The organism is Pseudomarimonas salicorniae, assembly GCF_023156535.1.
GTDB classification, from domain to species: Bacteria; Pseudomonadota; Gammaproteobacteria; order Xanthomonadales; family Xanthomonadaceae; genus Pseudomarimonas; species Pseudomarimonas salicorniae.
On record NZ_JALNMH010000007.1, the window covers coordinates 62,396 to 87,298 of the forward strand.

The window sequence follows — 24,903 nt, forward strand, 5'->3', positions numbered from 1 at the left end:
CGAGCCATGCTTCGCCTGCAGTTCACACGCTACCGACACGCCGCGGACTTGCCCGCGACCAGACGGCGCCGGATAGTACGGCATCCCGCCACGCCATCGAGAAACCACGCATGAAAATCTGGCACCGGACTTTTGCGGCCGCCCTGCTGCTCGCCGCCCATCCCGTCCTGGGCCTCGATTTCACCGAAGTCGACATGACCGGGCGACGTTTCGTGCCACAGGAAGTCACCATCTCGGTGGGCGACACGGTGATCTGGCGCAACCGCGACGGCTTCCACAACATCGTCGCCGACGACGGCAGCTTCACCTCGGGAAATCCCAACAACGAGCAGTTCGCCTTCGAGCACACCTTCGACAAGCCGGGGATCTTCGGTTACCACTGCTCGGTCCACGGCGCCCCCGGCGAGGGCATGCACGGGAAGGTCATCGTGCAGCGCTCTTCCAGCGAAGCCGGAAACCTGGATCCGAACTCCAGCGGCAGCTGGTTCAATCCGCAGACCGATGGCCAGGGCTTCCTCATCGAGGTCTCGGCCATCCCCAAGGTCTTTACGCTGGCCTGGTTCACCTGGGGCGACAACGGGGCCTATGACTGGCTGACGGCAGCGGGCAACTACACGGGCCCCACGGCGACCCTCGTGCTTTCGCGTACGCGCGGCGGCGCCTTCAACGACCCCAAGCCGGTGCAGTCCAACGATGCCGGCACGGCGAGCTTCCGCCTGACCGGCTGCGACACCGCCGAATTCACCTTCAGCATGACCGACCCGCCGCGCAGCGGCACCATCCCGCTGCGAAAGCTGTTGCCGGATCCGCTCTGCCCGACCCAGCCGGCGGCGCGCTGATTTGGAGAACCCGACCTTTCGCGCCGGGTCGCATCCCGGCCGCGACGCGAACCTAGCCCCGATTTCTCAGCCGGAACGCGCCGCAGGCGGCGCCACACCACGCTCGATGAGCGTCTGCGCCACCTTGTCGCGCAGGTAGGCAGGCTCGATGGAATGGGGCGTGGTGAGCACGCCCTGGTCCCACTGGCGGGCGCCCAGTCGGGCTACGGCGGCTGCCTGGGGATAGCGATCCGGCTCGACGCGATCCAGACGGTCGGCGAGGCGCCGGGCCAGCGCGCCTTCTGCCGCGGCGAAGCCGCTGCCGACCCCGCTCCAGCTTCCCTCGGCCAGCGCGGCCGGCTCGACCTGCGCCGGCGCCGCCATCCATTCCGGGGCCAGCGGCTCGGCGAGACCGCTGGCGTCGAGGCGGAAGGCACCGAGGTAGACCTCGCCCATCCGCGCATCGATCGCGGCGAGCACGGCATCGCCCGGCCCTGCTTCGCCCTGCATGGCCAGCGCGGCAAGGCTGGAGACCGCCAGCAGCGGGCGGTCAAGACCAAAGGCAATGCCCTGCGCCGCGGCCACCGCGAGGCGCACGCCGGTGAATCCGCCCGGCCCTCGGCCGACAGCCACGGCATCGAGCGCGCTGCGGGCAACGCCCGCCTCGGCCAGCAGCGCGTCGATCCAGGGCAGCAGCAGCTCGGCGTGGCGCCGCGGCGCAAGCTCGCTGCGCTGGAGCAGGCTGCCGTCGACCGAAAGGGCGACGCTGCAGCACTCCGTCGCGGTATCCAGCGCCAGCAGGATCATGGGCCCCCGGAGGCCGCATCGGGCGGCTGCCAGAGCTCGACAAGCTGGCCCTCGGGATCGAGCACGTAGCCGAACCGGCCCTGCTCGCTGTCCTCGCGGCGATCGAGCACCTCGCAGCCTTCCTCGCGCAGCTGGGCGAGCAGGGCATCAAGATCGTCGACGCGCAGATTGATCATGTAGTCCCGGTCGCCCGGCTCGAAATACGTGGTGTCCTGTTTGAAGGGACTCCACACCGAACAAGCCGGTCGGCCGGTACCGGCCTCGGCCCACTCGAACACCGCGCCGCCCCAGTCCTGCACCGGCAGCCCGAGATGCCTGGCATACCACTGGCCCAGGGCGCCAGGATCACGCGCCTTGAAGAACACGCCCCCGATGCCGGTGACCCGTGCTCGCTTATCGCTCATGGCAGTTCCTCCCCGATGGGCTCATCGACCGCCTGGAGCGCCATCGCCTCGAGAAAGGCCAGCACCTCGGACTCCTCGCGGGTTCGGGCGAACGGCGGCAGGCTGTCGATGAACAGCCTGCCATAGGGCTTGGTCACCAGTCGCGTGTCGCCAAGCAGCAGGACGCCGCGATCGGCGTGGGTGCGGATAAGCCGGCCGGCCCCCTGCTTGAGCGCGATCACCGCGCTGGGCAGCTGCCAGTCGCGGAACGGCTGGCCGCCACGCTGGCGCAGGGCATCCAGGCGCGCCTCCAGCACCGGATCATCTGGCGCGGCGAAGGGCAGCTTGTCGATGACGACGACACAGAGCGCATCGCCGGCGACGTCGACGCCCTCCCAGAAGCTGGCCGCGCCAAGCAGCACGCCATTGCCCGAGGCGCGGAACTCCTCAAGCAGGCGGGTGCGCGGCTGGCTGCCCTGGACGTAGAGCGGGAACTCGCCGAGCGCCTCCAGCCGCTCGGCGGCGACGCGCAACGCGCGATGCGAGGTGAACAGCAGGAAGGCGCGGCCACGCGAGGCGCGCAGCACCGGCAGGGCTCGATCCAGCAGCCGCTCGACGAACTCGGGATGCGAGGGTTCAACCAGACCCTTCGGCAGGTAGGCCAGGGCCTGGCTCGGGTAGTCGAAGGGGCTCGGCTCAAGCAGGGTGCGCGGCTCGAACAGGCCGAGCTGGATCGCGTAGTGGTGGAACTGCTTGTTCACCGACAGCGTGGCCGAGGTGAAGATCCAGGCGGCGCCGCTGCGCTCGCGGAAGGCGCGCAGCGGCGCGGCGACATCAAGCGGGGTCTGCGACAGGGTGAAGCCGCGCGCGGTGATCTCGTACCAGCGCACCTCGCCGGCCTTGCCCTCGCCGCGCAGGTCGTCCAGCCGCTCGTGCAGGTCGGCACCGCGCTCGGCCAGCGCCTTGAATCCCGGACTGCGCTCCTCGAGAAGCTCGAGCTGGCGGTTGAGGTCGGCAAGCTGGTCGATCAGCGAATCGATATGTTCGGCCACGCCGGGCGCCTCGAAGAACCGGGCGATGGCGCCGCGCGGCGGCAGCGCGTCGACGGCCAGACGCGCCTCGCGCAGGCCCTGCTCCAGGGCGCGCACCGGCAGCTGCAGCTCGGCCAGGGCGCCGGTCACGTTGGCGCACTCGGACAGCGCATCGCGGGCCAGCTCCTGCAGCTGGCGCACCGAGACCGAGACGCTGAAGAACTGTGAGGCCAGCTCGGGCACCTGGTGGGCCTCGTCGAGGACAAAGGCATGGGCACCGGGCAGGATCTCGCCGAACCCTTCCTGGCGCAGCGCCATGTCGGCGAGCAGCAGGTGGTGGTTGACGACAACGAGGTCGGCCTCCTGCGCTGCGCGCCGGGCCCGCACCACGAAGCAGTCGTCGAAGAACGGGCACTCGGCGCCGAGGCAGTTCTCGGTGGTCGAGGTGACCTGCGGCCAGAGCGGAGAATCCTCGGGGATGCCTTCGAGTTCGGCGATGTCGCCGCGCGCGCTGGACCCGGCCCAACGGTGGATCTCGACCAGCTGGCTGGCGATCTCGCGCGAGGCGAAGCGACCCTCGTTGCGCGCCTGTTCCAGGCGGTGCCAGCACAGGTAGTTGGCGCGCCCCTTGAGAAGGGCGGTCTTCACCGGCACGCCGAGCGCCTTCCGCACGCGCGGCAGGTCGCGCTCGTAGAGCTGGTCCTGCAGCGCCTTGGTCCCGGTGGAGACGATCACCCGCAGGCCCGAGAGCAGGGCCGGCACCAGGTAGCCATAGGTCTTGCCGGTGCCGGTGCCGGCCTCGGCGATCAGCGCTTCGCGGGCGGTCATCGCCTCGGCCACGGCCTCGGCCATGCGCACCTGGGCCGGGCGCGGGCGGAAGCCGGGAATGGCCCGGGCCAGCGCGCCGTCGTCTTGCAGGGCCTCGGCGCAGCGCGCCGGCAGATCGGTCATCGGCGGGCGCCGATCACATCCGCACCGGCGGCTCGATCAGGCAGCGGGCAGCCTGGCGCGAGGCGTTCTCGGCGCCGCCGGCATCGCCGCGCTCCTCGCGGGCCAGACGCACCGTGGTCCAGTTGCGCCGGCACAGCGGGCCCAACCGCGGCCCGCGCTCGAAAGAGCGGGCGGCCAGCTGTTCGGCCTCGTCCAGGGCGCGCTGGGCCAGCAGGAGCTCGGCCCGGCGCTGCATCAGGTCCGGATCGTCCGGCACCAGATCGACGGCCTGGCGCAGGGCGCGCTCGGCGGCGGCGATATCACCCCGGCGCTCGGCGTCCTCGGCCTGCTCCAGCAGGTCGACCACGGTTCCATCGCGCAGCGGCGCCACCTCGATCACGTCGCCGGCATCCGCCGCGGCAGCGCGCACCTCGGCCAGCAGGTCGCGCGGCGGCGGCGGCGGCGGGACCTCGGCCACGACCGGGACCGGCGCCGGCGCGGTGGCGCAGGCGGCCAGCAGCAGGGCCGTCAGGGCGGCGCTGGTCGCGCGAAGCCGGAGGGGAGAGGCGGACAGGCGGAAGTCGGGGCGCGACATGGCACTCACGAAAGGGAAGGAGGAAGGGGCGCGGAAGGGATTATCGCTCGCGACGGCCGAACCAGTCGCGCAGGCGCGCAAGCGTACAACCGCGATGCTCCCGGGGCGAGAAGCCGGCGACGAAAACCAGCTCGGTCGCATCCTCGCATTCAGGATCGGTGCGCACGGCCTCGTCGGCCGCCACCCACTGCCGCTCCAGCCCGCGCTCGTCGATCGCCAGCGGTTCGCTGGGCAGTGCCCGGAACAGCCCCGACCACAGGCGCATGGCTCCGGTGGAGCCGTAGAGCCCGGTCGGCTGGTTGGCGTCGTTGCCGACCCAGACCACGGCCAGCCGGTCGCCGGTCCAGCCGGCGAACCAGCTGTCCCGGCCGTCATTGCTGGTGCCGGTCTTGCCGGCCGGCTGCAGCCAGCCGAGCCCTTCGGCCTGCAGCCGGCGGGCGGTGCCTTCGCGCGCAGCGTGCTGCAGCGACCAGGTCACCAGCCGCGCGGCCACCGCGTCCTGCTCGGCAGGTCCGGGCAGATGCTGGACGTAGCGGCGCAGCGGCTGGCCGCGGGCATCGAGCACGCCACGCACCGCGCGCAGCGGCTGCCGCTCGCCGCCGGCGGCCAGGAACTGGTACATCTCGGTCATCACCAGCGGCGACAGGTCGACCGCGCCGAGCAGCAGGGACGGATTGGCATCCGGCGCCAGCCCGGTGAGTTCCTCCATCAGCCGCACCAGGCGATCGACGCCGACCTCCATGCCGAGCCTGACGGTCGCCTGGTTGTAGGACTGGATCAGCGCCTGGTGCAGGTTGATCCAGCCATGGCTCCGGCCATCGGCGTTCTCGGGCGACCAGGTGCGATTGGCCGCGACGCGCAGGCTGAGGGGGGCATCCTCGACCGGCGTCGCCAGCGAGAAGCGCCCGGGCTGGGCGAGGGCCAGCAGGTAGACGAAGGGCTTGAGCAGGGAGCCGACCGGACGCCGCGCGGAGAGGGCGCGGTTGAAGCCGATGCCGCTGCCGGCGCCGCCGACCAGCGCCTGCAGCTCACCGCTGCGCGTGTCGGTCACCACCATGGCCGCCTCCAGCGGCACGCCCTTGGCCGCCTTGGCCAGCTCGGGCAGGCGTTCGGCGATGCTGCGCTCGGCGGCATCCTGGGCCATCGGGGCCAGAGTGGTCAGCACCTGCAGACCCTGGCCGTTGAGCTTGTCGGCTGGGTAGTCGCGTCCCAGCTGCTGCTGCATCAGCTCGAAGAAGGCCGGGTAGCGGTTGATGCGCAGCCCGGAGCGCGCGGTTACGCCGAGCGGCTCGCGCATCAGGGCTGCGCCCTGCTCGCGGCCGATCACTCCGGTTTCGACCATCTGCGCCAGCACCCGGTCGCGGCGGGCCCTCGCCCGCTCGGGATGACGGCGCGGATCGTGCAGCGAGGGCCCCTGGATCAGGCCGACCAGCAAGGCGATCTCCTGCGGCTCGAGATCGGCCAGCTCGCGGCCGAACCAGAACTCGGCGCCGGCCCCGACCCCATGCACGGCCTGACTGCCCTCCTGGCCGAGGTAGACCTGGTTCAGGTAGACCTCGAGGATCCGGCCCTTGTCGAAGCGTGCCTCGATGCACAGCGCGTAGGCCGCCTCGCGCAGCTTGCGCAGGAGGGTCTGCTCGCGGGTCAGATAGAGATTGCGCACCAGCTGCTGGGTCAGCGTGCTGGCGCCCTCCCGCACCTCACCGGCGCGCAGGTTGCTGAACAGGGCGCGGAAGATACCGCGGAAGTCGATCCCGGCGTGATCCTTGAAACTGCGGTCCTCCACCGCCTGCACCGCGGCAATGAGCAGTGGCGGCACCTCGCGCAGGGCGACCAGACGTCGCTCGGTACGTTCACGGCCGTACAGGGTGGCAATACGCGCCGGATCGAGCCGCGCCGCGGGCAGCGGGTGGCCCTCGCCATCCCGCAGCGCCCTCAGGCGACCGCGGTCGATCTCGAGCTGGAGCCGCCGCGAGGCGTGGCGGCCATCGAGGTCGCTGAACTCACGTGTGGTCAGCACGAAGCGCCCGCCATCGCGCTGGAAACTGCCAGGCCCGCGCCCGCCCTGGCGGTAGCCCGCAGCTTCGAGTTCGACGCGCAGGGCCTCGGGGTTCAGCGGCATGCCCGGCGACAGCGCCAGCGGACGCGCGTAGACCCGGGTGGGCTCGCGCCATGACAGGCGCCCGAACTCGCCCTGCAGCCAGCGATCGATGGCCCAGAAGTAGAGCACCAGGAAGCCGAGCAGCATTCCGCCAAGGAACAGTCCGGCCGGCACGAGCAGCGCGCGAAGGCGCCCTGTGCCCTGGGACGGGGTGGGACCGGAAGACTCGGATGCGGACTTGCGGGAGCTACGACGGACGGACACGGCAACCTGGACGGCGGGTGGCGGCTGGCAGCAGCGGCCGGCCACGGGCGATAATCCGCCAGTGTAGCGGTTTGCCCGGCTGGCACCGAGCCTGGCTCGGGAACCCGGGCGGGGCGACGGGATCGAAGCCGGCAAGGCGTCGGGCACGAGCCGATCCGTGCCGCGCCGGTACCCCGGAGGGTCCCACCGGCAATAAACCCGGGCCGCTACCGTTCTTCCTGCAAGGTTCCAGACCACCCGTGACTGATCCGACCCCCGCGCCGGCCCCGCTCCGGCTTTGCCTCGACGCCCGCAAGGTCGCCGCCGACCGTCTGCCAGCGCTGCGCGCGACCTGGCCCGAATCGACGCCGGTCTGCGTGCTCGGCGGTGAGGGCCAGCTGCCCGCCGGCTGGGAGCGCCTCGATGCGGATCCGCAGCTCGACGCGCCCGGCGCGCTGCGCCGATTCACCCAGCGCTACCCGGGGCAGTCCGCGCTCTGGCTGGATGCGACGACCGGCCTGCCGCCGCACTGGTGGCCGCGCATGCGGGCAGCCATCGAGGCCGCGCCCGAAGCCGTGATATCGCCGCTCTGTGATCGCCCGGCCAGTTTCTCCCCCGGCCCCGGAGACGCCGGGCTCGCCACCCGCGATGCCAACGCCTGGCGCGCCGCTGAGCACCGGTTGCTGCCGGTGGCGGAGTGGTCGCCCCGGCTGAGCTACTGGCCCGCCAGCGCCCTCACCTCTCTCGGGGAGGCCGGCCAGCTCCCTGCCGAGCAACCGGCCCTGCTGCTCAACTGCCTGCTGGTCGAGGGGGATCCCGCTGACCCCGCCCACGGCGAGCCCACGCTTGCCGTCTCGGCGCTCTCGGCCGCCATGGCCGAGCCGCGCGCGCCGCGCTGGCCGGGCCTTGAGCCACGACCGGTGCTGCTGCACCTGGTGCATGGCTGGGGCGGCGGCGTCGAGCGCTTCGTCAACGACCTGGTCACCGCCGATGACCGCCATGCCCACCTGATCCTGCGCGCCGACAGCGACCCCGGCCGCGGCCAGGCCGCCCGCGCGCTCTGCCTGCATTCGCGCCTCGACGAGCCGGCCCTCCGCCGCTGGCCACTTAACCAACCGATCCGCAGCAGTGCGGCACAGCACGCCGAGTACCGCGGCATCCTTGAGGCGATCTGCGCCGAGTTCGGAGTCGCCGCGGTGCTGGTCTCCTCCCTGGTCGGGCATTCGCTGGATGCGCTGCGCACGGGGCTGCCCACCACCGTGGTCTGCCACGACTATTTCCCCGCCTGGCCGGTGCTGCATGCTGACTTCGGCGATACCCGCGCCGACTTCCGCGAGGGCGCCATTCCCGACGCCATCGCCGCCGCCGGGCCCCGTTTCGGCTTCGCCGAGCGCCACCCCGCCTGGTGGCAGGGCCTGCGCAGGGTCTGGCTGCAGTCGCTGAGATCCGCCGCCGTCACCCTGGTCGCCCCCAGCCACTGTGTGCGCGAGAACCTGTGCCGGATCGAACCCGCGCTCAAATCGCTGCGCTGGGCGCACATCCCGCATGGTCTTGCCGGCTGGGGCGCCGACGCGCCGCGCTGGACACCTCCTGCCGACCGCCTTCGGCTCGTGGTGCCTGGACGGATCAACGCCGGCAAGGGCGAGGCGCTGCTTGAACAGATCGTTCCCCACCTGCCGGATGGCGTGGAACTGATCCTGCTCGGCGCAGGCCAATCCGGCATGCGCTTCTTCGGCGCGCGCGGCGTGCACGTGCTGCTCGACTACCAGCGCGACGAGTTGCCCCGGCGCATCGCCGCGCTGCGCCCGCATGCGGCCCTGCTGCTCTCCAGCGTCGCGGAGACCTTCAGCTACACCCTCAGCGAGATGCTGGCCCTGGGCGTCCCGGTGCTGGCGACCCGGCGCGGCAGCTTCATCGAGCGGCTCGAATCCCGACCCGGACACCGCCTGGTCGAGGTCGACCCCGCCGCCGTTCTGGAGGCGATCGCCGCGCTCAAGGCGGCCCCGCCGCAGCCGCTGGCGCCGGAGCCGCAGCGCGATACGGCGGACATGGCTGCCGACTATGCCTCCCTGCTCGACGTGGCTGCCCGCAGCCCTGCCGCCCCGTCGTTGGCCCCGCCCGAGACGGCGCAGCGCGATGCCGCCCGGCTGGCGCTCGCGCGAGCCGAACGCGAAGGCCGCCGGATGAGTGCAGCGCTGGCCGAGGCGCAGCGGGAGTCCAGCCGCAGGGCAGACTGGGCGCAGCAGGAGTCCCGGCTCGCCGCCGAACGCCTCGACTGGGCGCGCCAGCTGGAGTCGACGCTCGAGGGCGAGCGCCTGCAGTTCTCGCGAGCGGTCGCCGAGCACGAACGCACCCGGGCCGATCTGGCTGATCTTGCGGTCCGCGCGGAGAACGAACGCCGCGAATTCGAGGCGGCCCTCGGCAGTGAGCGGCAGGCGGGTGAGGAGCTGCGCCGTTGGATCGAAGCGGTGAGCGCCCAGCGCGACGAGTTCGAGCGCGAGCGCAATGCCATCCTCGCCAGCACCAGCTGGAAGCTGACTGCGCCCCTGCGCGTTGGCAAGCGCCTCGTCCGCAGCGTGCTGTCGCGGCTGAAGTTCAATGCGCGGCGCACCGCCAGCCTCGCCCAGCGCGGCCGGCGCAGCCTCGCCACCCGCGGCCTCAAGGGCACGCTGCAGCGACTGCAACGCGAGTTCGAGCCGGCGCCGGCGCCGCCAGCGCTTGCCGCGCCCCCCACGGTCAGCCCTCGCCTCGACACCGACGGCATCGCCTTCGCCCCGGTCGATGCGCCGCGGGCCAGCATCATCATTCCGGCCTACAACCACCTCGACCACACCCTGACCTGCCTGCGCTCGCTGGTCGAGCACCCGCAGCGCACCGCGTTCGAGGTGATCGTGGTCGATGACTGCGGCCAGGACCGCACGGCCGAGCTGCTGCCACGCATCCCGAACCTGGTGTTCCACCGCAACCCGGAGAACCTCGGCTTCATCGGCGCCTGCAACCAGGGCGCCGCCCTCGCCCGTGGCGAGTTCCTGGTCTTCCTCAACAACGACACCGCGGTGCAGGCCGGCTGGCTCGACGCCCTGATCGACACCTTCGCCGAGCGCGCCGACGCCGGCCTCGTCGGCGCCAAGCTGGTCTATCCCGATGGCCGCCTGCAGGAAGCCGGCGGCATCGTCTTCAGCGACGGCTCGGGCTGGAACTACGGGCGCTTCGACGACCCCGCCGACCCGCGCTACAACTACCTGCGCGAGGCCGACTACTGCTCGGGCGCGGCCATCGCCATCACCTCCGCACTGTTCGCCGAGTTCGGCGGCTTCGATGCCCACTACGCCCCGGCCTACTACGAAGACACCGACCTCGCGATGAAGGTCCGCGCCGCCGGGCGAAAGGTCTATTACCAGCCGCGCTCGGTGGTCATCCACTTCGAGGGCATCAGCTCGGGCACCGACACCAGTTCGGGCACCAAGCGCTACCAGGTGGTGAATCAGGAGAAGTTCCTCGCCCGCTGGCGCGGCACCCTCTCCGCCCACGCCGCTCCGGGCACCGACATCCTGATCGCCCGCGAGCATCGCCGAAGTTGCCATGTGCTGGTGATCGACGCCACCACCCCGCAACCCGATCAGGATTCCGGCTCGGTAAGACTGGTGAACCTGATGCGCCTGCTACGCGCGGAGGGATGCTCGGTCAGCTTCTTTGCCGACAACCGCGCCTGGGTGCAGCGCTATTCCGCCGACCTGCAGCAGATGGGCGTCGAGGTTTGGTGGCACCCCTGGATCAGCGATCCGCTGGCCTGGCTGGCCGAGCACGGCAAGCGCTTCGACACGGTCATCGTCAGCCGACACTACATCCTCTCCAACTACCTTGAGCCGCTGCGCCAGCATGCGCCCAGAGCCCGGGTCGTGTTCGACACGGTCGACCTGCACTACCTGCGCGAGCAGCGCGAGGCCGAGCTGGCCGACAGCGACGAACTGCGCCGCGGCGCCGCGCGCACCCGCGACAGGGAGCTGGCGCTGATCGGTTCCGTCGACCTGACCCTGGTGGTCAGCCCGGTCGAGCAGGCGCTGCTTGCCCGCGAAGCTCCGGGCGCCGCGGTCGATATCCTCTCCAACGTCCACGAGGTCTACGGACGACGCAAGGGCTTTGCCGAGCGCCGCGACCTGATGTTCGTTGGCGGCTTCCAGCATCCGCCGAACGTCGACGCGGTCACCTGGTTCTGCGATGCGGTGATGCCGATCCTGCGCCAGCGAAATCCGGACATCCGCTTTCACATCATCGGCAGCAAGGCGCCCGAAAAGCTGGCTGCGCTGGGGCAGCGGGAAGGCATCGTCTTCCACGGCTTCGTGCCGGACATCGCCCCGTTCATGGACGACTGCCGCATCGCCGTCGCCCCGCTGCGCTACGGTGCCGGGGTGAAGGGCAAGGTCAACATGAGCATGAGCTACGGCCAGCCCGTGGTGGCCACGCCGATTGCCGTCGAGGGCATGTTCCTCGAAGCCGGCCGCGACGTGCTGGTCGGTGAAACGCCCGAGGCGCTGGCCGAGGCCGTCCTGCGGCTTTACGAGGACGAGGCGCTGTGGATGCAGCTCTCCGAAGCCGGCCTGCGCAACGTCGCCGAGCATTTCGGCTTCGAGGCCGCCAGGCGCGCCATCCAACGCGTCCTGACGGCCCCGCGCCGAGGCTGAGCCGGGCCGGCACCGACGGCCAGTCCCGAATCCGGTCAGGCAGCCTTCTTGAACAGGCTGGAGACCGTGTCGGGCAGGAAGTGCTTCATCCACTCAAGGTCGAGCTTGGCCGGATTGTCAATGTACTCCTGCGGATTCTCGACCACGGACACCAGGTAGTCCTTGGAGACCTTCCACTCGGTGTTGTGCTCGCCCTTGCCGCGCTCGACCAGCTCGAAGCGACCGGCGGTGTACTTGATGGTGAAGTAGTCGAACGGATGCGCGGGGTCGTCGCCGTACAGGGCTACGGCCGAGACATGCTTGTCGGCGAACTTGTCGAAGCCCTCGATCAGCTTGCCGTAAACGCCCTCGCCGCGATTCTCCTTCAGCGAGCGGTTCACCACATCCAGCGCGTCCATGAACAGGGTGTAATGGTCGTTGTGGGCCATGGTGGGCCTCCTTCTTCTCGGTGAGTGGGGAGGGGGAGCGATGCGTCCCGGCGCGATGGCCCCGGCTTCCATCCAGGCTCAGGGGGGCGAACATTGCGCCCCCGGGGCAACTGATCGCGGCGGCTCAGCCGCGCTCCACCGTGCCACCCTAACGCGGCTGGCGAGCCGAAGGCGTGATGAGAGCTGAACGGCCCTCTTAGCACAACGGTTGACCGCGCAGAGCGGACTATGCAGTCGAAAGATTCGCCGTGGTGATCCAGATGATCGATGGGATGAAGAACCCCGACGACAGGAAGGGCCGCAAAGAAGGCATTCATAGGGTGCGGCTGGCCGCACCGGGCGTACCGTCCGAACGCCCGTATCGGTGCGCCCAAGGCGAGGCCGTAGAGTCGAGCTTGCTCGACTGACATACCCGATGGGATCGCCGTACCGCTGCGCTTAGGCGAGCTGAGCTCGCCTCTACGTGCGGTGGGGGCGGGACGGTGAGGCGAACGTCCGCTTTGCGCCCGAATCCGCCGTTCGAGATCGAGAGCCCTCGCCAATCGCAGCCGGCTAGCCCCCCGCCGCCTCCAGCCGGGCGCGCAGGGTCACCAGCTCTGCGTTGTCCGGGTCCAGTTCGAGCGCCTGCTCGAAGCCGTCGCGGGCTCTCTGCAGTTCGCCGGCGCCCAGTCTTTCCGCAGCGTAGCCGGCATAGGCCTGGCTGAGCCTGCGCTTCATCGCGCCCAGCCCCGGGGCACTGGCATTGGTGCTTTCCAATCCTTCGACGTAGCCGCGCGCGCGGCCCAGACGGCCGGTGGAAAGCGCCGTCTCGAAGTGCTCCGCTGCGCGCAGGGGCAGCTGCAACAGGCCCTGCCGGGCCTCCGCATTGCTTGGCTCGGCGCGCTGCACCTGGCGGTACTTGTCGTAGGCGCTCTCGCCTGGCGGGCCCCAGAGGTTGCCCGCCGACGCGGCCTCGGCGGCCTGGTCCAGCAGGTTGCGCAGACGCTGCGGGTCCGCCTCGCGTGCGCGCTGTGCCTCGAGCGTCTCGGCCCGCTGGCGGACGGCTTCCAGGCGGCTGCGGGCCTGGGCGAGTGCGCGGTCCGACAGCAGCGCGTGTCGTTCCAGGGTGCTTAGCAGTTCCCCTGCCCGTTCAATGTCATAGTCCGCGGCTGCGCGGTCGAACTGCGTGTTCAAGTTCGCCGCGATCCGCTCGATGCCTCGCTTGGCGCGCTCCTCGTCGGGTGACTCCGCCAGCACGGAGCGGAACAGCGCCAATGCATTGGCCTCGCTGGGCGCAGTGAGCCGACCACGCTGGAGCAGGTTCTCGGCCTCCTGGAGGGCGGTCTGGCGACGGCTGCCCTCGGCCTGCCGGGCCTCGGCGAGCCTGCCCCGCAGCGTCGGCAGATCGGGATGCGCGGGCTCGTGTCCGGCAACGCGGGCGATCTGCGCCTCGGCCTCGACGAATTCCCCGGCAGTGATGGCCCGGCGCGCCCGCTCGACCAGGATGGCCAGCACCTGGCCGATGCCGTCGCGGGCCAGGGCGTTGCCGGGATCCTGCTCCAGCACCTGTCTATAGAGGGCAAGCGCGCTGTCGGGCCCGCCGTCCAGGCGGTCCTCATCGCGTGCCTGGCGGGCCTTGTCCAGCCAGCCGGAGAGGGAGTCCTCGCGCGCGCCCTGCTGGCGCAGCTGTTCGGCGACGGCGTCGACGCGCGCGGCCGGCACGGCGAGCTGGCGGGCCTGTTCGAGGGCGGCCTCGGCGCCTGCCACATCGCCGGCTCCTGCGGCCTGCTCGGCCCGTAGCAACCAGCGCTGGCCAACCCGGGCCAGGCCATCGCGGGCACGCAGATTGTCTGGATCGATCGCCAGGGCCACGGTAAACAGCTCACGGGCGCCGCTGCCGGTGGCGTCGTCGCTCAGCCGCCCCTGGGCCAGGGCCTGTTCGGCGCGATCAAGAACCTCGGCGGTCTGGCTCTGTGGCAACAGGGCACGCAGCTGTTCCTGGTAGCGCCATACGCCGGCACCGGCACCGACCAGCAGCAGGCAGAGCATCCAGGGCCAGAGCGGCCGGCGCTGCACGGCGCGGCGTCGCGGCCGTGCGCGGTCGGCGATCAGCCCGCCGTCCACCGAGCCCAGGGTCGGTTCGTGGCCCGCTGCGGTGACCGGCTCGCTTGCCCGGTGCAGCGGCGCGAACTGCCCCGGCTGCGGCATGCTGGCCTGCGGCGGCGGGGTCAGCTGGGGGGCCGTCGAGCGCATCGGCGTCGGCGTGAAGCGTTGCTCGATCTCGGCCAGCTCCTGGGCCAGTTCGCCCCCGTCCGACAGCCGCCGTGCCCGGTCCTTGGCCAGCAGCCGATGCAGCAGGGGATCGAGCCAGCCCAGCTCGGCAGGCAGGTTCGGCAGCGGCGCCGAGAGATGCATGATGCCCACCGAGATCTGGTCCTCGGCGGCATACGGCACGCGCCCGGTGAGCAGCTCGTAGAACACGATGCCGAGGCTGTACAGGTCGGAGCGGCCGTCCAGCTCCTCGCCCCTTGCCTGCTCCGGACTCATGTAGCTCGGCGTGCCCATGATCGAACCGGTCATGGTCATCCGCACGTTGTCGTTGGCGCGGGCGATGCCGAAGTCGGTCAGCACGGCGGCGCCATCCTCGCGAAGCAGGATATTGTCGGGCTTGATGTCGCGGTGGATGACGCCGCGGGCATGCGCATAGCCCAGGGCCGAGGCCATCTCGCGGGTCACCCTCAGGGCGAAACGCAGCCCGCGCGGCCCGCGCTCCCGGGTCACCACGGCCCCGCCCGGCAGGTACTCCATCGCCATGTAGTGCATCTCGCCGCAGGCGCCGACGTCGTGCACCTGCACCACATGCGGATGGCGCAGGCGCGCGGCGATTCTCGCCTCACGCAGGAAGCGCTCGCCGAACTGCGGGTCGCCGGCCAGGGTCGGCGCCATGATCTTCAGCGCCACTTCGCGCTGCACCGACTCCTGCAGCGCCAGGTGCACGCTGGCCATGCCGCCATGACCAAGCGGACGCAGGATTCGGTAACCGGGAATACTGATCACGCGGTGGAACGCCCCTGTCGACGGCCGCCTGGTCCGCCTTCGATCCGAGGATAGCCAGCCGCGGCGGCGAGGAACAGCACGACGGGCGTCGGCGGCTCAGCCCGCCCGGCGCACCTCGAGCACGCCGGGCACTCCGGAAAGCCGCGCCAGCAGGGTGCCAAGCTGATCGTAGTCCTGCACCTTCAGGCTGAAACGCAGCTCGGCCGCCCCCTTGTCCTCATCGACCCGGCTGTCCAGCGAGAGGATATGCACGCTGCTGGTGCCGATCACGTTGGTCAGGTCCTTGAGCAGGGACTTGCGGTCGTAGGCGCGCACCTGCACGCCCACCGCGAAGCTCTGGCCGCCGCGGCGCCCCCATTCCACCGGAAGCAGGCGCTCGGGATGCCGGGCGGCGAGACGCTCCAGCGAGGCGCAACCTTCGCGATGGATGCTCACGCCACGGCCCTGGGTCAGGTAGCCGACGATGGCGTCGCCGGCTACCGGCTGGCAGCACTTGGCGATCTGGGTCAGCAGGTTGCCGACACCCTCGACGGTGAAGCCGGAGGCCGGCTTGGGCGGCTTGACGTTGGACGGCACCTGCCGGGCGGGCGGCGCCTCGGGTTCGGGCTGCTGCGCCTCATGCAGCGCGCGCGCGACCTGGGTCGGCCCGACGTCGCCCAGCGCCACCGCGACGTACAGGTCATCGAGCTTCTGCAGGCGCAGCTTGGGCAGGACGCTGGCCAGGTCCTGCTGGTGCAGGCCGAGCCGCTTGAGCTCACGCTCCAGCACTTCGCGCCCCTCGGAAAGATTCCGCGCGAGGTCCAGCTTGTGGAACCAGGCGCGGACCTTGTCGCGGGCGCGCGCGCTGCCGAGGTAGCCGTTGTGCGGCAGCAGCCAGTCGCGGCGTGGCTCGGAGGTCTTGCCGGTCAGGATCTCGACGCGCTCGCCGCTGCGCGGCTGGTGCGTGAGCGGCACGATGCGTCCGTTGACCTTGGCCCCGCGGCAGCGATGGCCGACCTCGGTGTGCACGTGATAGGCAAAATCCAGAACCGTGCCGCCGCGCGGCAGGTCGATGACCTGGCCCTGCGGAGTCAGCAGGTAGACGCGGTCCTCGACCAGCTCGGTCGACAGGCCCGCGGCCAGCGCGCCCTCCTCCTCACCCTGCGAGCTGTCCAGCAGCTGGCGCATCCAGGCGATCTTGCGCTCGAAGCCGGCATCGGCACCGCCGCCCTCCTTGTAGCGCCAATGCGCCGCGACGCCCAGCTCGGCGTGCGCGTGCATCTCCCGGGTGCGGATCTGCACCTCGACGGTCTTGCCTTCCTCGCCCACCACGGCGGTGTGCAAGGAGCGGTAGTTGTTGCCCTTGGGATGGGCGATGTAGTCGTCGAATTCCTTGGCGACCGGCGTCCACAGCCCATGCACCGTGCCCAGCGCGGCGTAGCACTGGCCGACGTCTTCGACCAGCACCCGCACGGCGCGGATGTCGTACAGCTCGGAGAAGGGCAGGCCCTTGCGCTGCATCTTCTTCCAGATGCTGTAGATGTGCTTGGGCCGACCCGCCACCTCGGCATCGATGCCGGCCTCGCGCAGGGCCTCACGCAGGCGTCGCTTGAACGCCTCGATGAAGCGCTCGCGGTCGGCGCGGCGCTCGTCCAGCAGCTTGGCGATGCGCTTGTAGGTGTCGGGCTGAAGGTAGCGGAAGGCGAGGTCCTCCAGCTCCCACTTCACCTGCCAGATGCCCAGGCGGTTGGCCAGCGGCGAGTGGATGTCCGAGGTCAGCTGGGCCAGCTCGCGGCGCTCGGCCTCGGGCAGGGCGCTGGCAAGGCGCATGCGAACCAGCTGGCGGGCGAGCAGGATCAGGACCACGCGCAGGTCGCGGATGATCGCCAGCAGCAGCCGGCGGAGCCCCTCGGCACCGCCCTGGGCATGACGATTGACGTAGATCGACCAGACCTTCTCGGCCTCGCGCTGGCCCTGAACCAGCAGCTCCACCGCGTCCGCGCTGCCGGGCTCGATGGGCGGCGCGGCCTGGCCTTCCGCCATCGGGTAGAGGGTCGCGGCGATCAGCGTCTCGCGGTCTGCCCCGAGGGTGTCGAGCATGGCCAGGGTCTGGACCAGCTCGTTCTCGAAGGGCGGATGCGAGGCCAGCCGCTCGCGCACCCAGTCGACAAGCGCTGCAGGCAGGGCCGGGGCGGATTCCGGCCGCTCCTCGATCCAGACGGCGAAACTCAGTGGGGGTGCTTCGGCACGCTTCACGGGGGATGCTGCAGGACTCAGTGAAACCTCGGGTGCAGGCGCCAGCCGGTCCATACCGGATGGCGCACGGCCACCACCTTAACAAACCCCTTCGATAGCGGCCGCGGAAACGAAGGCGCCGGGACAGGCCCGGCGCTTCGTGATCCGCTTGGCCGGCCCGATCAGGAGCTGGCGAAGCGGCTGAAGATGACGCGGGTGAGGGTGTCCGAATCCGGCGAGGTGGCGGCAGGCGTACCGTTGTCGCGGATCTTGAGGTAGCAGGACACCTGCGCCGCGCTGCCCCAGGCCTTGCGGTAGGTGAATGTCAGGCCGAAGTTCGTATCGCCACCACTCACGGAGGACGCAGGGACCGGACCGCGATTGCTGATGTTGGCCGCGGGACCGGCGCCCGTATCAACATAGCCGATCGGCTGGCCGCCGAAGCTGAACTCGCCGAGGTCACCCGAGCAGTTCGAGGTGACGGACTCGACGGTCTGCCCCGACTCGTTCGGATCGCCGGCATCGACCGCCTGCATGACCATCGGGATCACCAGGGTGCAGGTGGCATCGCCGCTGCTCTCGCAGTTCGGCAGCAGGTAGGAATCCGGGGTCGGACTGATCACCGCGCCGGCGGCATCCTTCAGCACGGGCTGCGCTTCCCAGGCGCCGTTGACGGTCGACTGGCGCAACTCGATGCGCTTGATCGGCATGCTGAAGGACGGTGCGTCATTGACCTGGCTGACCGCCACGGTCACCGCCACCGGAGTCGCCGCCGCGCCAAGCGAGTCGGTGGCCGCAAGGGTGATGGTGGCCGGCGAGCCGTTCGGGGTGAAGGCGTAGGCCGGGATGTTGATCGTCAGCGGGTAGCTGCCGCCCGACTCGGCGCCCAGCGAAACCGGCACCGAGGTCGGATTGCTGCTGGTCGCGGTGAACGTGGCGATGCCGTCCGGATCGGTGACCGTGCAGCTGTACGGGAACGAACGCGGGCTGTCAGCCTCGGTCAGGCTGAGGTTCTGCAGCCCGGCGCAGCTGATGGTCGGGCCCGGATTGGCGGTCAGCTGGAACAGCGCGGAGGCGAGGTTCTCGGCGACGCCCACATCACCCTGGCCGGTCGCATCGGTCGGGCTGAAGAAAACCGCGGCACCCAGCACGGCAAGATTGCCGTCGGCCGCGTTCGGCTGGCCGCCGACGCTGGCCGGGAAGTTTCGGGTCAGGGTGTAGGTGCGGGAGGCACCGCCGGCCAGGCTGAAGCCTGCGCCGCCGACCGCCAGCACGCCGCTGCCGCTGCCGCAGTCGGTGCCGGGCGCGGACTGCGCTTCGCCCGGTCCGCGGTCGCGGCAGGTCCAGCCCTGCGCTTCGACCAGCGGCAGAAGCATCGGGGCGGGGGCCGCGGTGTCGGCGACGAACTCCTTCAGACGGATGCCGTTGGCGGTCGCCGGACCGGCGTTGCGCACGCGGATGCGGTACTGCACCGGGCTGCCGATGGTCGCCTGCAGGTTGCGCCGCAGGTAGGCAGAGGGACTGCCGACGTCGCCGTCGAGGATCTCGACGCGCAGGTCGGCGCGCTGCGAGGGCGGCCCGACCACCTCGAAGCTGTTGCCGAAAATGATGTCCACCAGGGCATTGCCCGGGGCGGGCTGGTCCGCGGCACCCAGGGCCAGGGTCGAGTAGGGCAGCGCATAGCACTGGGCCAGCGGCCCGTAGGTGGCCGTGGCGCTCACCGGCGCGAATCGCGCCGAGGTTGCATCCCCCTGGACGGGAAGCTTGTAGGAGAAGCCCGCGATGCCGGGGACCGTCTGCACGCGGCCGTTGGGATCGGTGATCGCCAGCGAAAGCGAACCCGGGCTGCCATCGTGATAGGACTCGCAGAGCACCGGCTCGGTGGAGGAGAACACCAGCCTGTTGGCCGGCATGCCCGCACCTTCGGCGAAGGCGAAGCTGGGCGCAGCGCGCAGCAGGGCGGTGTTGGACGACCCGCCCTCGAACTGCACGGACAAGCCGGCCGTAGTCGACTTCAGCACGCAACCGTCAACGTTCTTGGGCGTGACCTCGACCAGCTCGAAGCCGCCGAACACGTCGCGCAGCGCAAGTCCGGCCGGGCCCGGCTCGCCAGCGGCAGCCTTTTCGAGCACCGGTCCGGCGCAGAGCAGGGACTCGCTCGCAACCGGCTTGCTGACCGGCATGGGCGCGGCAACAAGCGCTCCGCAGGAGGCCGAGGCCAGGGCGATGGTGATGGCTTCGGCCACGCGGCGCCGACGGGAAAAGCGATCAGTCACTCGGTCACACTCCTTCAGGAAACACAGCAGCATCTACCCGGCCCATCGCAGACTTCACGGGGACTGGACAAGGGCAAGTATACCGGCGGGGACGCGGGCCGGACCTGCCGACCGGCTCAAACATCGGCATCGGGATATCCCCGGGGGCCGGGTGGGATTGGGGCGCTGGGCCTGCGCAAGGCTTGATCCGATTCATACCGGCCTGGCTTCGGGATGCCGCCTGGGACGGATGCGACACCTCGTGCCCGAGTGTAGTGGAACCCCTGATCCGGTTCTGAATGCGGAGTTAATCCTCCCGACTGCCGGCGCACATCGGCGGCATGACCGGTACAATCGCGACCCGAATCCCGCCGATAGTGAGTCTGCCCGTGCGCCTGGTCGTCGTTTTCATGCTTTTTGCACTGCTCGTTTCCCACGTTTCGGCCCGGGAGTTCTCCTCGCTGGAAGAGCGCATGAGCGCGGCGGAGTTCAGGGCAGCCGGTCTGGACAAGCTCAGCGCGGAAGAACTGGCGGCGCTCAACGCCTGGATCCGCGGCGACCGCGCACTGGCGCCCGCCACGGGTGGCGCGCCGCTCCCGCAGAGCGTGGCCGAGACCGACCGTCGCGGCCTGAGCAACACGACTGGTTACGGCGACGTGATCGAGTCCCGTATCCAGGGCAAGTTCAAGGGCTGGAACGGCACCAGGACCACCTTCGAGCTGGAGAACGGCATGGTGTGGAAATCCACCGACCCGGCCGCCAAGCTGGCCGTGAACCTGGTCGACCCGGTGGTGCGCATCACCCCGGGCTTCATGGACGCGTGGTTCCTGCAGGTCGAGGGCTATAACGCCAAGGTCCGCGTCAAGCGCCTCAAGTAGGCGCCGGCAGGTCCTCCAGCAGCCGGGCCAGCCGCTTCGGCGAGACCGGCTCGGCGGTGCCGAGCTCCTGGGCGAACAGCGAGACGCGCAGCTCCTCCAGCGCCCAGCGCAGGTCCCACCAGGCCGACGGGCGGCGATCCGCGGCATAGGCTTCGAGCCGCTGCTGGAACGGCAGCAGCTCCAGCATCCGTGTCTGGTCGCGGCCCGGATCGCGCGCCAGCCGCTCGGCGCGCAGTTGCATGGCCCTGAGGTAACGCGGAAAGTGCTGCAGCCGCTCGGCCGGCGTCTCGCGCAGGAAGCCCGGGTGGACCAGCGACTCGAGCTGGGCTGAGAGATCGTCGTAGTTGGCCTTGGCGAAGCCGACCAGGGGCGGCTTCAGGGCCGGTCTCAGCTCGGCGTACAGGGCAAGGATCTGCTCGGCGAGCTTGAGCCGCTCCATCGCCGCCGCGAACAGCCCGCGGCGGACCTCCTCGCGCAGCGCGGCAAAGGCCTCGGCGTCGCGGATCCCGCCCAGCGGGCGGTTGCTGACCGCAAGGAAGGCCGACTCGACGATGTCGCCGCGTAGCCGCTCCTGCGATTCGATCGCGGCGTAGAGCAGGCCGAGCTTGGGACTGACCGGCAGCTGCTTGCGCGCCTGCTTGACCGCATCCTGCAGACCCAGCCGCAGCAGGCGGCGTACGCCCTCCGGGTGCTCACGCTCGGCCTCCTGCCGGTCGGCGCGGATCTCCAGCGCGACGCTGTCCCCGCGGTCGACCAGGGTGGGAAACGCGGGCACGCCCGCCTCGCCCTTGATCTGCTTGGGCACCGGATCAGCGGGAAAATCGGTGAGCCCGTCGCGCGCCATGCCTCGCGAGACCCGCGCGGCAAACGCCGCCTCGGCCTTGCCGCCGAATTGCGCGCGCAGCGAATCGAGGTCGCGCGAAGCCGCCAGCTCGCGGCGCCCATCGCGATCCAGAAGGCACAGACGGAAGCGCAAATGCGCGGGCAGCGCCTCGGGACTGAAGTCAGCGCCGCCGATCTCGGCGCCGGTGGCGCGCTTGAGGAAACGCGCCAGCTCGCCCTCGAAGACGTCGGCGGTCGGCGCGGGATAGGCCTCGAAGAAGGCCTGGGCGAAGTCCGGCGCCGGGACGAAGTTGCGCCGCAGCGCCTTGGGCAGGCCGCGGATCAGCTCGGTGGCGCGCTCGGCAGCAAAGCCCGGCACCAGCCAGGTCAGGCGCACCGGATCCAGCGCGTTGAGCAGGTGCAGGGGCACGTCGACGGTGACGCCGTCCTCCTCACTGCCCGGCTCGAAGCGGTAGCTGAGCGCCAGCCGCGCCTCGCCCAGCGGCAGGAACTTGGGGAAGCGATCCTGTTCGCCGCCCTCGCCGGGCATCAGGTCGACGACGCTCCACTCCAGCGCCGCCTGCTCGGCCTTCGGGAGCTTGCGGTACCAGGTATCCAGACCACCGGCCGAGTTGATCTCCGGCGGCAGCCGATCGAGATACCAGCGCGCCTGCCAGTCCTCGTCGGCGACGAGCCCGGCGCGGCGCAGCTTGGCCTCCTCCTCGCGCGCCTTCTCCAGCGTCTTCAGGTTGCGCTCGACGAAGCCGCAGCGGGTGTTTATCTCGCCGGGCAGCAGCCCCTCGCGGACGAAGATCTCGCGCGCCTCGTCCGGATACAGGCCGCCGTAGTGGACCGGCCGCTTGGGCATCAGCACCAGACCGAACAGGCTGATCTGCTCGGAGCCGATCACCCGGCCCTGAGCGCGCGACCAGTGCGGATCGAAGTGCTTGCGCGAAACCAGATGCTCAGCCTGCTCGACGACCCACTCCGGCTCGATCCGCGCACAGGTGAGGGCGTAGACGCGCTGGGTGTCCAGCAGCACCGCCGAGAGCAGCCAGTTGGGCGGCTGCTTGGCCAGCTTCGAACCGGGGAAGATCGCGAAGCGTCGCTGTCGCGGCGCCTCGAAGACGCCTTTTTCTATCTTGTGGCCGACCTGCATCGGCATGCCGGCGATCAGCGCGCGATGCAGTGCGCCGTAGTCGGCCGCCGCCTCGTTCTGCGTCCAGCCGGCCTCGCGGGCCAGCAGCAGCAGCTGCCGGTGCAGCTCGCGCCATTCGCGCATGCGCAGGAAGGACAGGAACTGCTTGCCGCACCAGTCGCGCAGCTTCGACTGGGTCAGCGCCTCGTGCTGCGCGCGGTAGGCCTCCCACAGGTTGAGGATGCCGACGAACTCCGACTTGGCATCGGCGAACTGCGCATGCGCGGTGTCCGCGGCGCCCCGCGCGTCGGCCGGACGCTCGCGCGGGTCCTGGATGCTCAGGAAGGCAGCAATCACCAGCAGCTCGCGCAGCACCCCGATCTCGTGCGCGGCGATCAGCATGCGCGAGAGCTTCACGTCCACCGGCCAGCGCGCCATCTGCCGGCCAGTGGGGGTCAGCCGGCGCTCCTTGTCCACCGCACCCAGTTCCACCAGCTGCTGCCAGCCTTCGGCCACCGCCCGCGGATCGGGCGGGTCGATGAAGGGGAAGGCGTCGACCTGGCCGAGGCCCAGCGAGAGCATGCGCAGGATCACCCCGGCCAGCGCGGCGCGGCGGATCTCTGGATCGGTGAAGGCCGGGCGGGCCTGGTAGTCGCTTTCGTCGTAGAGGCGGTAGCAGATGCCCTCGGAGATGCGCCCGCAGCGTCCCTTGCGCTGGTCTGCCGCGGCGCGGGAGATCGGCTCGATGTGCAGCCGATCAAGCTTCTGCCGCGGGCTGTAGCGCTTGACCCGCGCCGTGCCCGGGTCGATCACGTAGCGGATCCGCGGCACCGTCAGCGAGGTTTCGGCGACATTGGTCGCCAGCACGATGCGCCGCTTGGGCCCGGGCCGGAACACCCGGTCCTGGTCGCGCGCCGAGAGCCGCGCGTAGAGGGGGGCCACCTCGGTCTCGCGGTACTTGCGCTGCTCCAGCGCCCGGTGCAGCTCGTGGATCTCGCGCTCGCCGGGCAGGAAGATGAGGATGTCGCCCAGCCGGTCACCGCGGGTGATCTCGTCCACTGTGGCGACGATGTGCTCGGTCGGCGAGCGCGCCTCGCGCACCGCCTCGCCGGACTCGTCCTCGATCGCCACCCCGCCGTGCGGCGGCCGGTAGCGCACCTCGACCGGGTAGCTGCGGCCCTCGACGCTGAGCACCGGCGCGTCGTCGAAATGCCGGGCAAAGCGCTCGGTGTCGATGGTCGCCGAGGTGACGATCAGCTTCAGGTCACGCCGCTTGCGCAGCAGGCCTTTCAGATAACCGAGCAGGAAGTCGATGTTCAGGCTGCGCTCGTGGGCCTCGTCGAGGATGATCGTGTCGTAGCGCGACAGGAAGCGATCCGACTGGATCTCGGCAAGCAGGATGCCGTCGGTCATGAACTTGATCGCGGTGTCCTCGCGCACCTGCTCGGTGAAGCGCACCTGGTAGCCGACCACGCCGCCCAGCTCCACCTGCAGTTCCTCGGCCACGCGCCGCGCCACCGAGCGCGCCGCGATGCGCCTGGGTTGGGTGCAGCCGATCATCCCGGCCGCGCCGCGCCCGGCGGCAAGGCACAGCTTGGGCAGCTGGGTGGTCTTGCCCGAGCCGGTCTCGCCGGCGATCACCAGCACCTGGTGCTTGCTGATCAGCTCGACGATCCTTTCGGCCTCGCGCGAGACCGGCAGATCCTCCGGGAACGCCGGGGTCGGCAGGCGCTCGGCGCGCGCCGCCACGGCGGCCTTCGAAGCCTCGATCTCGGCAAGCAGGCGTGCCTGGGCCTCGGCATCGGGCTTTTGCTGCAGCTGGCTGGCCCGGCGGCGCAGCCGGCCGTAGTCGCGGGTGGCGACGCCACGCAGATTGGGTCGGGATCCTGGGCTCATGCAGAAGGCGGGGTCGGCAGCCCGCGCCAGTCGGCGGGGGACGAAGATGAAGGCGGCCAGACCGGGCGGCGTGCGATCACGCCGGTCTGGCGGAAGGGATCGTAAGCTTACCGGCAGTTTCGACCCCGTGAGGAGCTTCAGGATGAAGATCGACATCGGCATCACCGACACACAGCGGCGCGAAATCGCCGAGGACCTGTCCCGCCTGCTCGCCGACAGCTATGGGCTCTACCTCAAGACCCACAACTTCCACTGGAACGTGACGGGCCCGATGTTCAATACCCTGCACCTGATGTTCGAGACCCAGTACACCGAACAGTGGACGGCGCTCGACGAGATCGCCGAGCGCATCCGCGCCCTGGGCCACCGCGCGCCGGGCTCGTACAGCGAGTTCGCGAGTCTCACCACCATCAACGACGACGCCAGCAGCGTCGAGGCCGGTGACTGGAAGGGCATGGTCAAGGCCCTGGTGCTCGGCAACGAAGCGGTCTGCCGCACGGCGCGCAAGGCCTTCGACGCGGTCAACAAGGCCGATGACCAGCCCAGCGCCGACCTGCTGACCCAGCGACTGCAGATCCACGAGAAGAATGCCTGGATGCTGCGCTCGCTGCTGGAATAGCCCCCCGCGGTCAGGGTCCGGGGTGGC

Annotated in this window: 15 protein-coding genes and 1 pseudogene; 6 read left to right on the plus strand and 10 right to left on the minus strand. The window is 70.5% G+C overall.

The genetic code is table 11. The features are described from left to right. Positions 1 to 110: 110 nt before the first annotated feature. On the plus strand, positions 111 to 839 hold the full coding sequence (locus tag M0G41_RS09355; protein ID WP_248208487.1) for a cupredoxin domain-containing protein: 729 nt from the start codon (positions 111 to 113) through the stop codon (positions 837 to 839). Positions 840 to 905: 66 nt separating this feature from the next. Here M0G41_RS09355 and tsaB read toward each other — a convergent pair whose 3' ends face one another. From tsaB to mrcB, 5 genes are read right to left on the minus strand one after another with little or no spacing between them, the layout of a single operon-like run. Further along, positions 906 to 1,625, minus strand: coding sequence for a tRNA (adenosine(37)-N6)-threonylcarbamoyltransferase complex dimerization subunit type 1 TsaB (gene tsaB, locus M0G41_RS09360; protein WP_248208496.1), 720 nt, complete (start codon positions 1,623 to 1,625; stop codon positions 906 to 908). Continuing rightward, positions 1,622 to 2,029 carry a VOC family protein gene (locus M0G41_RS09365; protein ID WP_248208498.1) on the minus strand — a complete coding sequence of 136 codons (408 nt, stop codon included), beginning with the start codon at positions 2,027 to 2,029 and terminating at the stop codon, positions 1,622 to 1,624. The genes tsaB and M0G41_RS09365 overlap by 4 nt, the downstream gene beginning before the upstream one ends. Next, a complete protein-coding gene (gene yoaA / locus M0G41_RS09370) occupies positions 2,026 to 3,990 on the minus strand; it encodes a DNA repair helicase YoaA (protein ID WP_248208501.1) in 1,965 nt (654 codons plus the stop codon). Before yoaA ends, M0G41_RS09365 begins: the two co-directional genes overlap by 4 nt. Positions 3,991 to 4,003: 13 nt before the next feature. Then, positions 4,004 to 4,564: a tetratricopeptide repeat protein gene (locus M0G41_RS09375; protein WP_248208506.1), complete on the minus strand. Its 561-nt coding sequence runs from the start codon at positions 4,562 to 4,564 to the stop codon at positions 4,004 to 4,006. A gap of 40 nt (positions 4,565 to 4,604) precedes the next feature. Further along, on the minus strand, positions 4,605 to 6,839 hold the full coding sequence (mrcB, locus tag M0G41_RS09380) for a penicillin-binding protein 1B (RefSeq protein WP_248208509.1): 2,235 nt from the start codon (positions 6,837 to 6,839) through the stop codon (positions 4,605 to 4,607). A gap of 941 nt (positions 6,840 to 7,780) precedes the next feature. Between mrcB and M0G41_RS18975 the strand changes: the two are divergent. Together M0G41_RS18975 and M0G41_RS18895 are read left to right on the plus strand one after the other, a co-directional pair. Beyond that, positions 7,781 to 8,890 (plus strand): annotated as a pseudogene (locus M0G41_RS18975) (glycosyltransferase family protein); the annotation flags it as partial. Positions 8,891 to 9,487: 597 nt separating this feature from the next. Then, entirely contained in the window at positions 9,488 to 11,590 is a 2,103-nt protein-coding gene (locus tag M0G41_RS18895) for a glycosyltransferase (RefSeq protein ID WP_425511245.1), read from the plus strand. A 35-nt stretch (positions 11,591 to 11,625) separates the two neighbouring features. Here the strand turns inward: M0G41_RS18895 and M0G41_RS09390 are convergent, their stop codons facing one another. After that, positions 11,626 to 12,018, minus strand: a complete 393-nt coding sequence (locus M0G41_RS09390) for a hypothetical protein (protein ID WP_248208521.1) — start codon at positions 12,016 to 12,018, stop codon at positions 11,626 to 11,628. Between the two features lie 251 nt (positions 12,019 to 12,269). Between M0G41_RS09390 and M0G41_RS09395 the strand changes: the two genes are divergently transcribed. After that, entirely contained in the window at positions 12,270 to 12,425 is a 156-nt protein-coding gene (locus M0G41_RS09395; RefSeq protein WP_248208525.1) for a hypothetical protein, read from the plus strand. A gap of 145 nt (positions 12,426 to 12,570) precedes the next feature. Here the strand turns inward: M0G41_RS09395 and M0G41_RS09400 are convergent, their stop codons facing one another. The 3 genes from M0G41_RS09400 to M0G41_RS09410 all read right to left on the minus strand — a co-directional run bounded on the left by M0G41_RS09400 (position 12,571) and on the right by M0G41_RS09410 (position 19,544). Next, complete coding sequence (locus M0G41_RS09400; protein WP_343226475.1) at positions 12,571 to 15,054, minus strand: serine/threonine-protein kinase; 2,484 nt, start codon at positions 15,052 to 15,054, stop codon at positions 12,571 to 12,573. A gap of 96 nt (positions 15,055 to 15,150) precedes the next feature. Continuing rightward, positions 15,151 to 17,334 (minus strand): RelA/SpoT family protein, encoded by a 2,184-nt coding sequence (locus M0G41_RS09405; protein ID WP_248208925.1) that lies wholly within the window; start codon positions 17,332 to 17,334, stop codon positions 15,151 to 15,153. 116 nt (positions 17,335 to 17,450) lie between these two features. Beyond that, positions 17,451 to 19,544: a hypothetical protein gene (locus M0G41_RS09410; RefSeq protein WP_248208528.1), complete on the minus strand. Its 2,094-nt coding sequence runs from the start codon at positions 19,542 to 19,544 to the stop codon at positions 17,451 to 17,453. 389 nt (positions 19,545 to 19,933) lie between these two features. Between M0G41_RS09410 and M0G41_RS09415 the strand changes: the two genes are divergently transcribed. Continuing rightward, positions 19,934 to 20,401 carry a hypothetical protein gene (locus M0G41_RS09415; RefSeq protein ID WP_248208533.1) on the plus strand — a complete coding sequence of 156 codons (468 nt, stop codon included), beginning with the start codon at positions 19,934 to 19,936 and terminating at the stop codon, positions 20,399 to 20,401. On the opposite strand, the gene hrpA is transcribed toward M0G41_RS09415, so the two are convergent. After that, positions 20,394 to 24,257 carry an ATP-dependent RNA helicase HrpA gene (gene hrpA / locus M0G41_RS09420; protein ID WP_248208537.1) on the minus strand — a complete coding sequence of 1,288 codons (3,864 nt, stop codon included), beginning with the start codon at positions 24,255 to 24,257 and terminating at the stop codon, positions 20,394 to 20,396. The genes M0G41_RS09415 and hrpA overlap by 8 nt on opposite strands. Positions 24,258 to 24,303: 46 nt before the next feature. Here hrpA and M0G41_RS09425 point away from each other — a divergent pair, with 46 nt between their 5' ends. After that, complete coding sequence (locus M0G41_RS09425; protein WP_343226476.1) at positions 24,304 to 24,876, plus strand: Dps family protein; 573 nt, start codon at positions 24,304 to 24,306, stop codon at positions 24,874 to 24,876. Positions 24,877 to 24,903 lie beyond the last annotated feature (27 nt).

What these genes read in the sequence shown, in the direction of transcription:
- M0G41_RS09355 (WP_248208487.1), top strand. Translation starts at nt 111, where the DNA reads ATGAAAATCTGGCACCGGACTTTTGCGGCCGCCCTGCTGCTCGCCGCC.
- tsaB (WP_248208496.1), bottom strand. Translation starts at nt 1,625, where the DNA reads ATGATCCTGCTGGCGCTGGATACCGCGACGGAGTGCTGCAGCGTCGCC.
- M0G41_RS09365 (WP_248208498.1), bottom strand. Translation starts at nt 2,029, where the DNA reads ATGAGCGATAAGCGAGCACGGGTCACCGGCATCGGGGGCGTGTTCTTC.
- yoaA (WP_248208501.1), bottom strand. Translation starts at nt 3,990, where the DNA reads ATGACCGATCTGCCGGCGCGCTGCGCCGAGGCCCTGCAAGACGACGGC.
- M0G41_RS09375 (WP_248208506.1), bottom strand. Translation starts at nt 4,564, where the DNA reads ATGTCGCGCCCCGACTTCCGCCTGTCCGCCTCTCCCCTCCGGCTTCGC.
- M0G41_RS09390 (WP_248208521.1), bottom strand. Translation starts at nt 12,018, where the DNA reads ATGGCCCACAACGACCATTACACCCTGTTCATGGACGCGCTGGATGTG.
- M0G41_RS09415 (WP_248208533.1), top strand. Translation starts at nt 19,934, where the DNA reads ATGCTTTTTGCACTGCTCGTTTCCCACGTTTCGGCCCGGGAGTTCTCC.
- hrpA (WP_248208537.1), bottom strand. Translation starts at nt 24,257, where the DNA reads ATGAGCCCAGGATCCCGACCCAATCTGCGTGGCGTCGCCACCCGCGAC.
- M0G41_RS09425 (WP_343226476.1), top strand. Translation starts at nt 24,304, where the DNA reads ATGAAGGCGGCCAGACCGGGCGGCGTGCGATCACGCCGGTCTGGCGGA.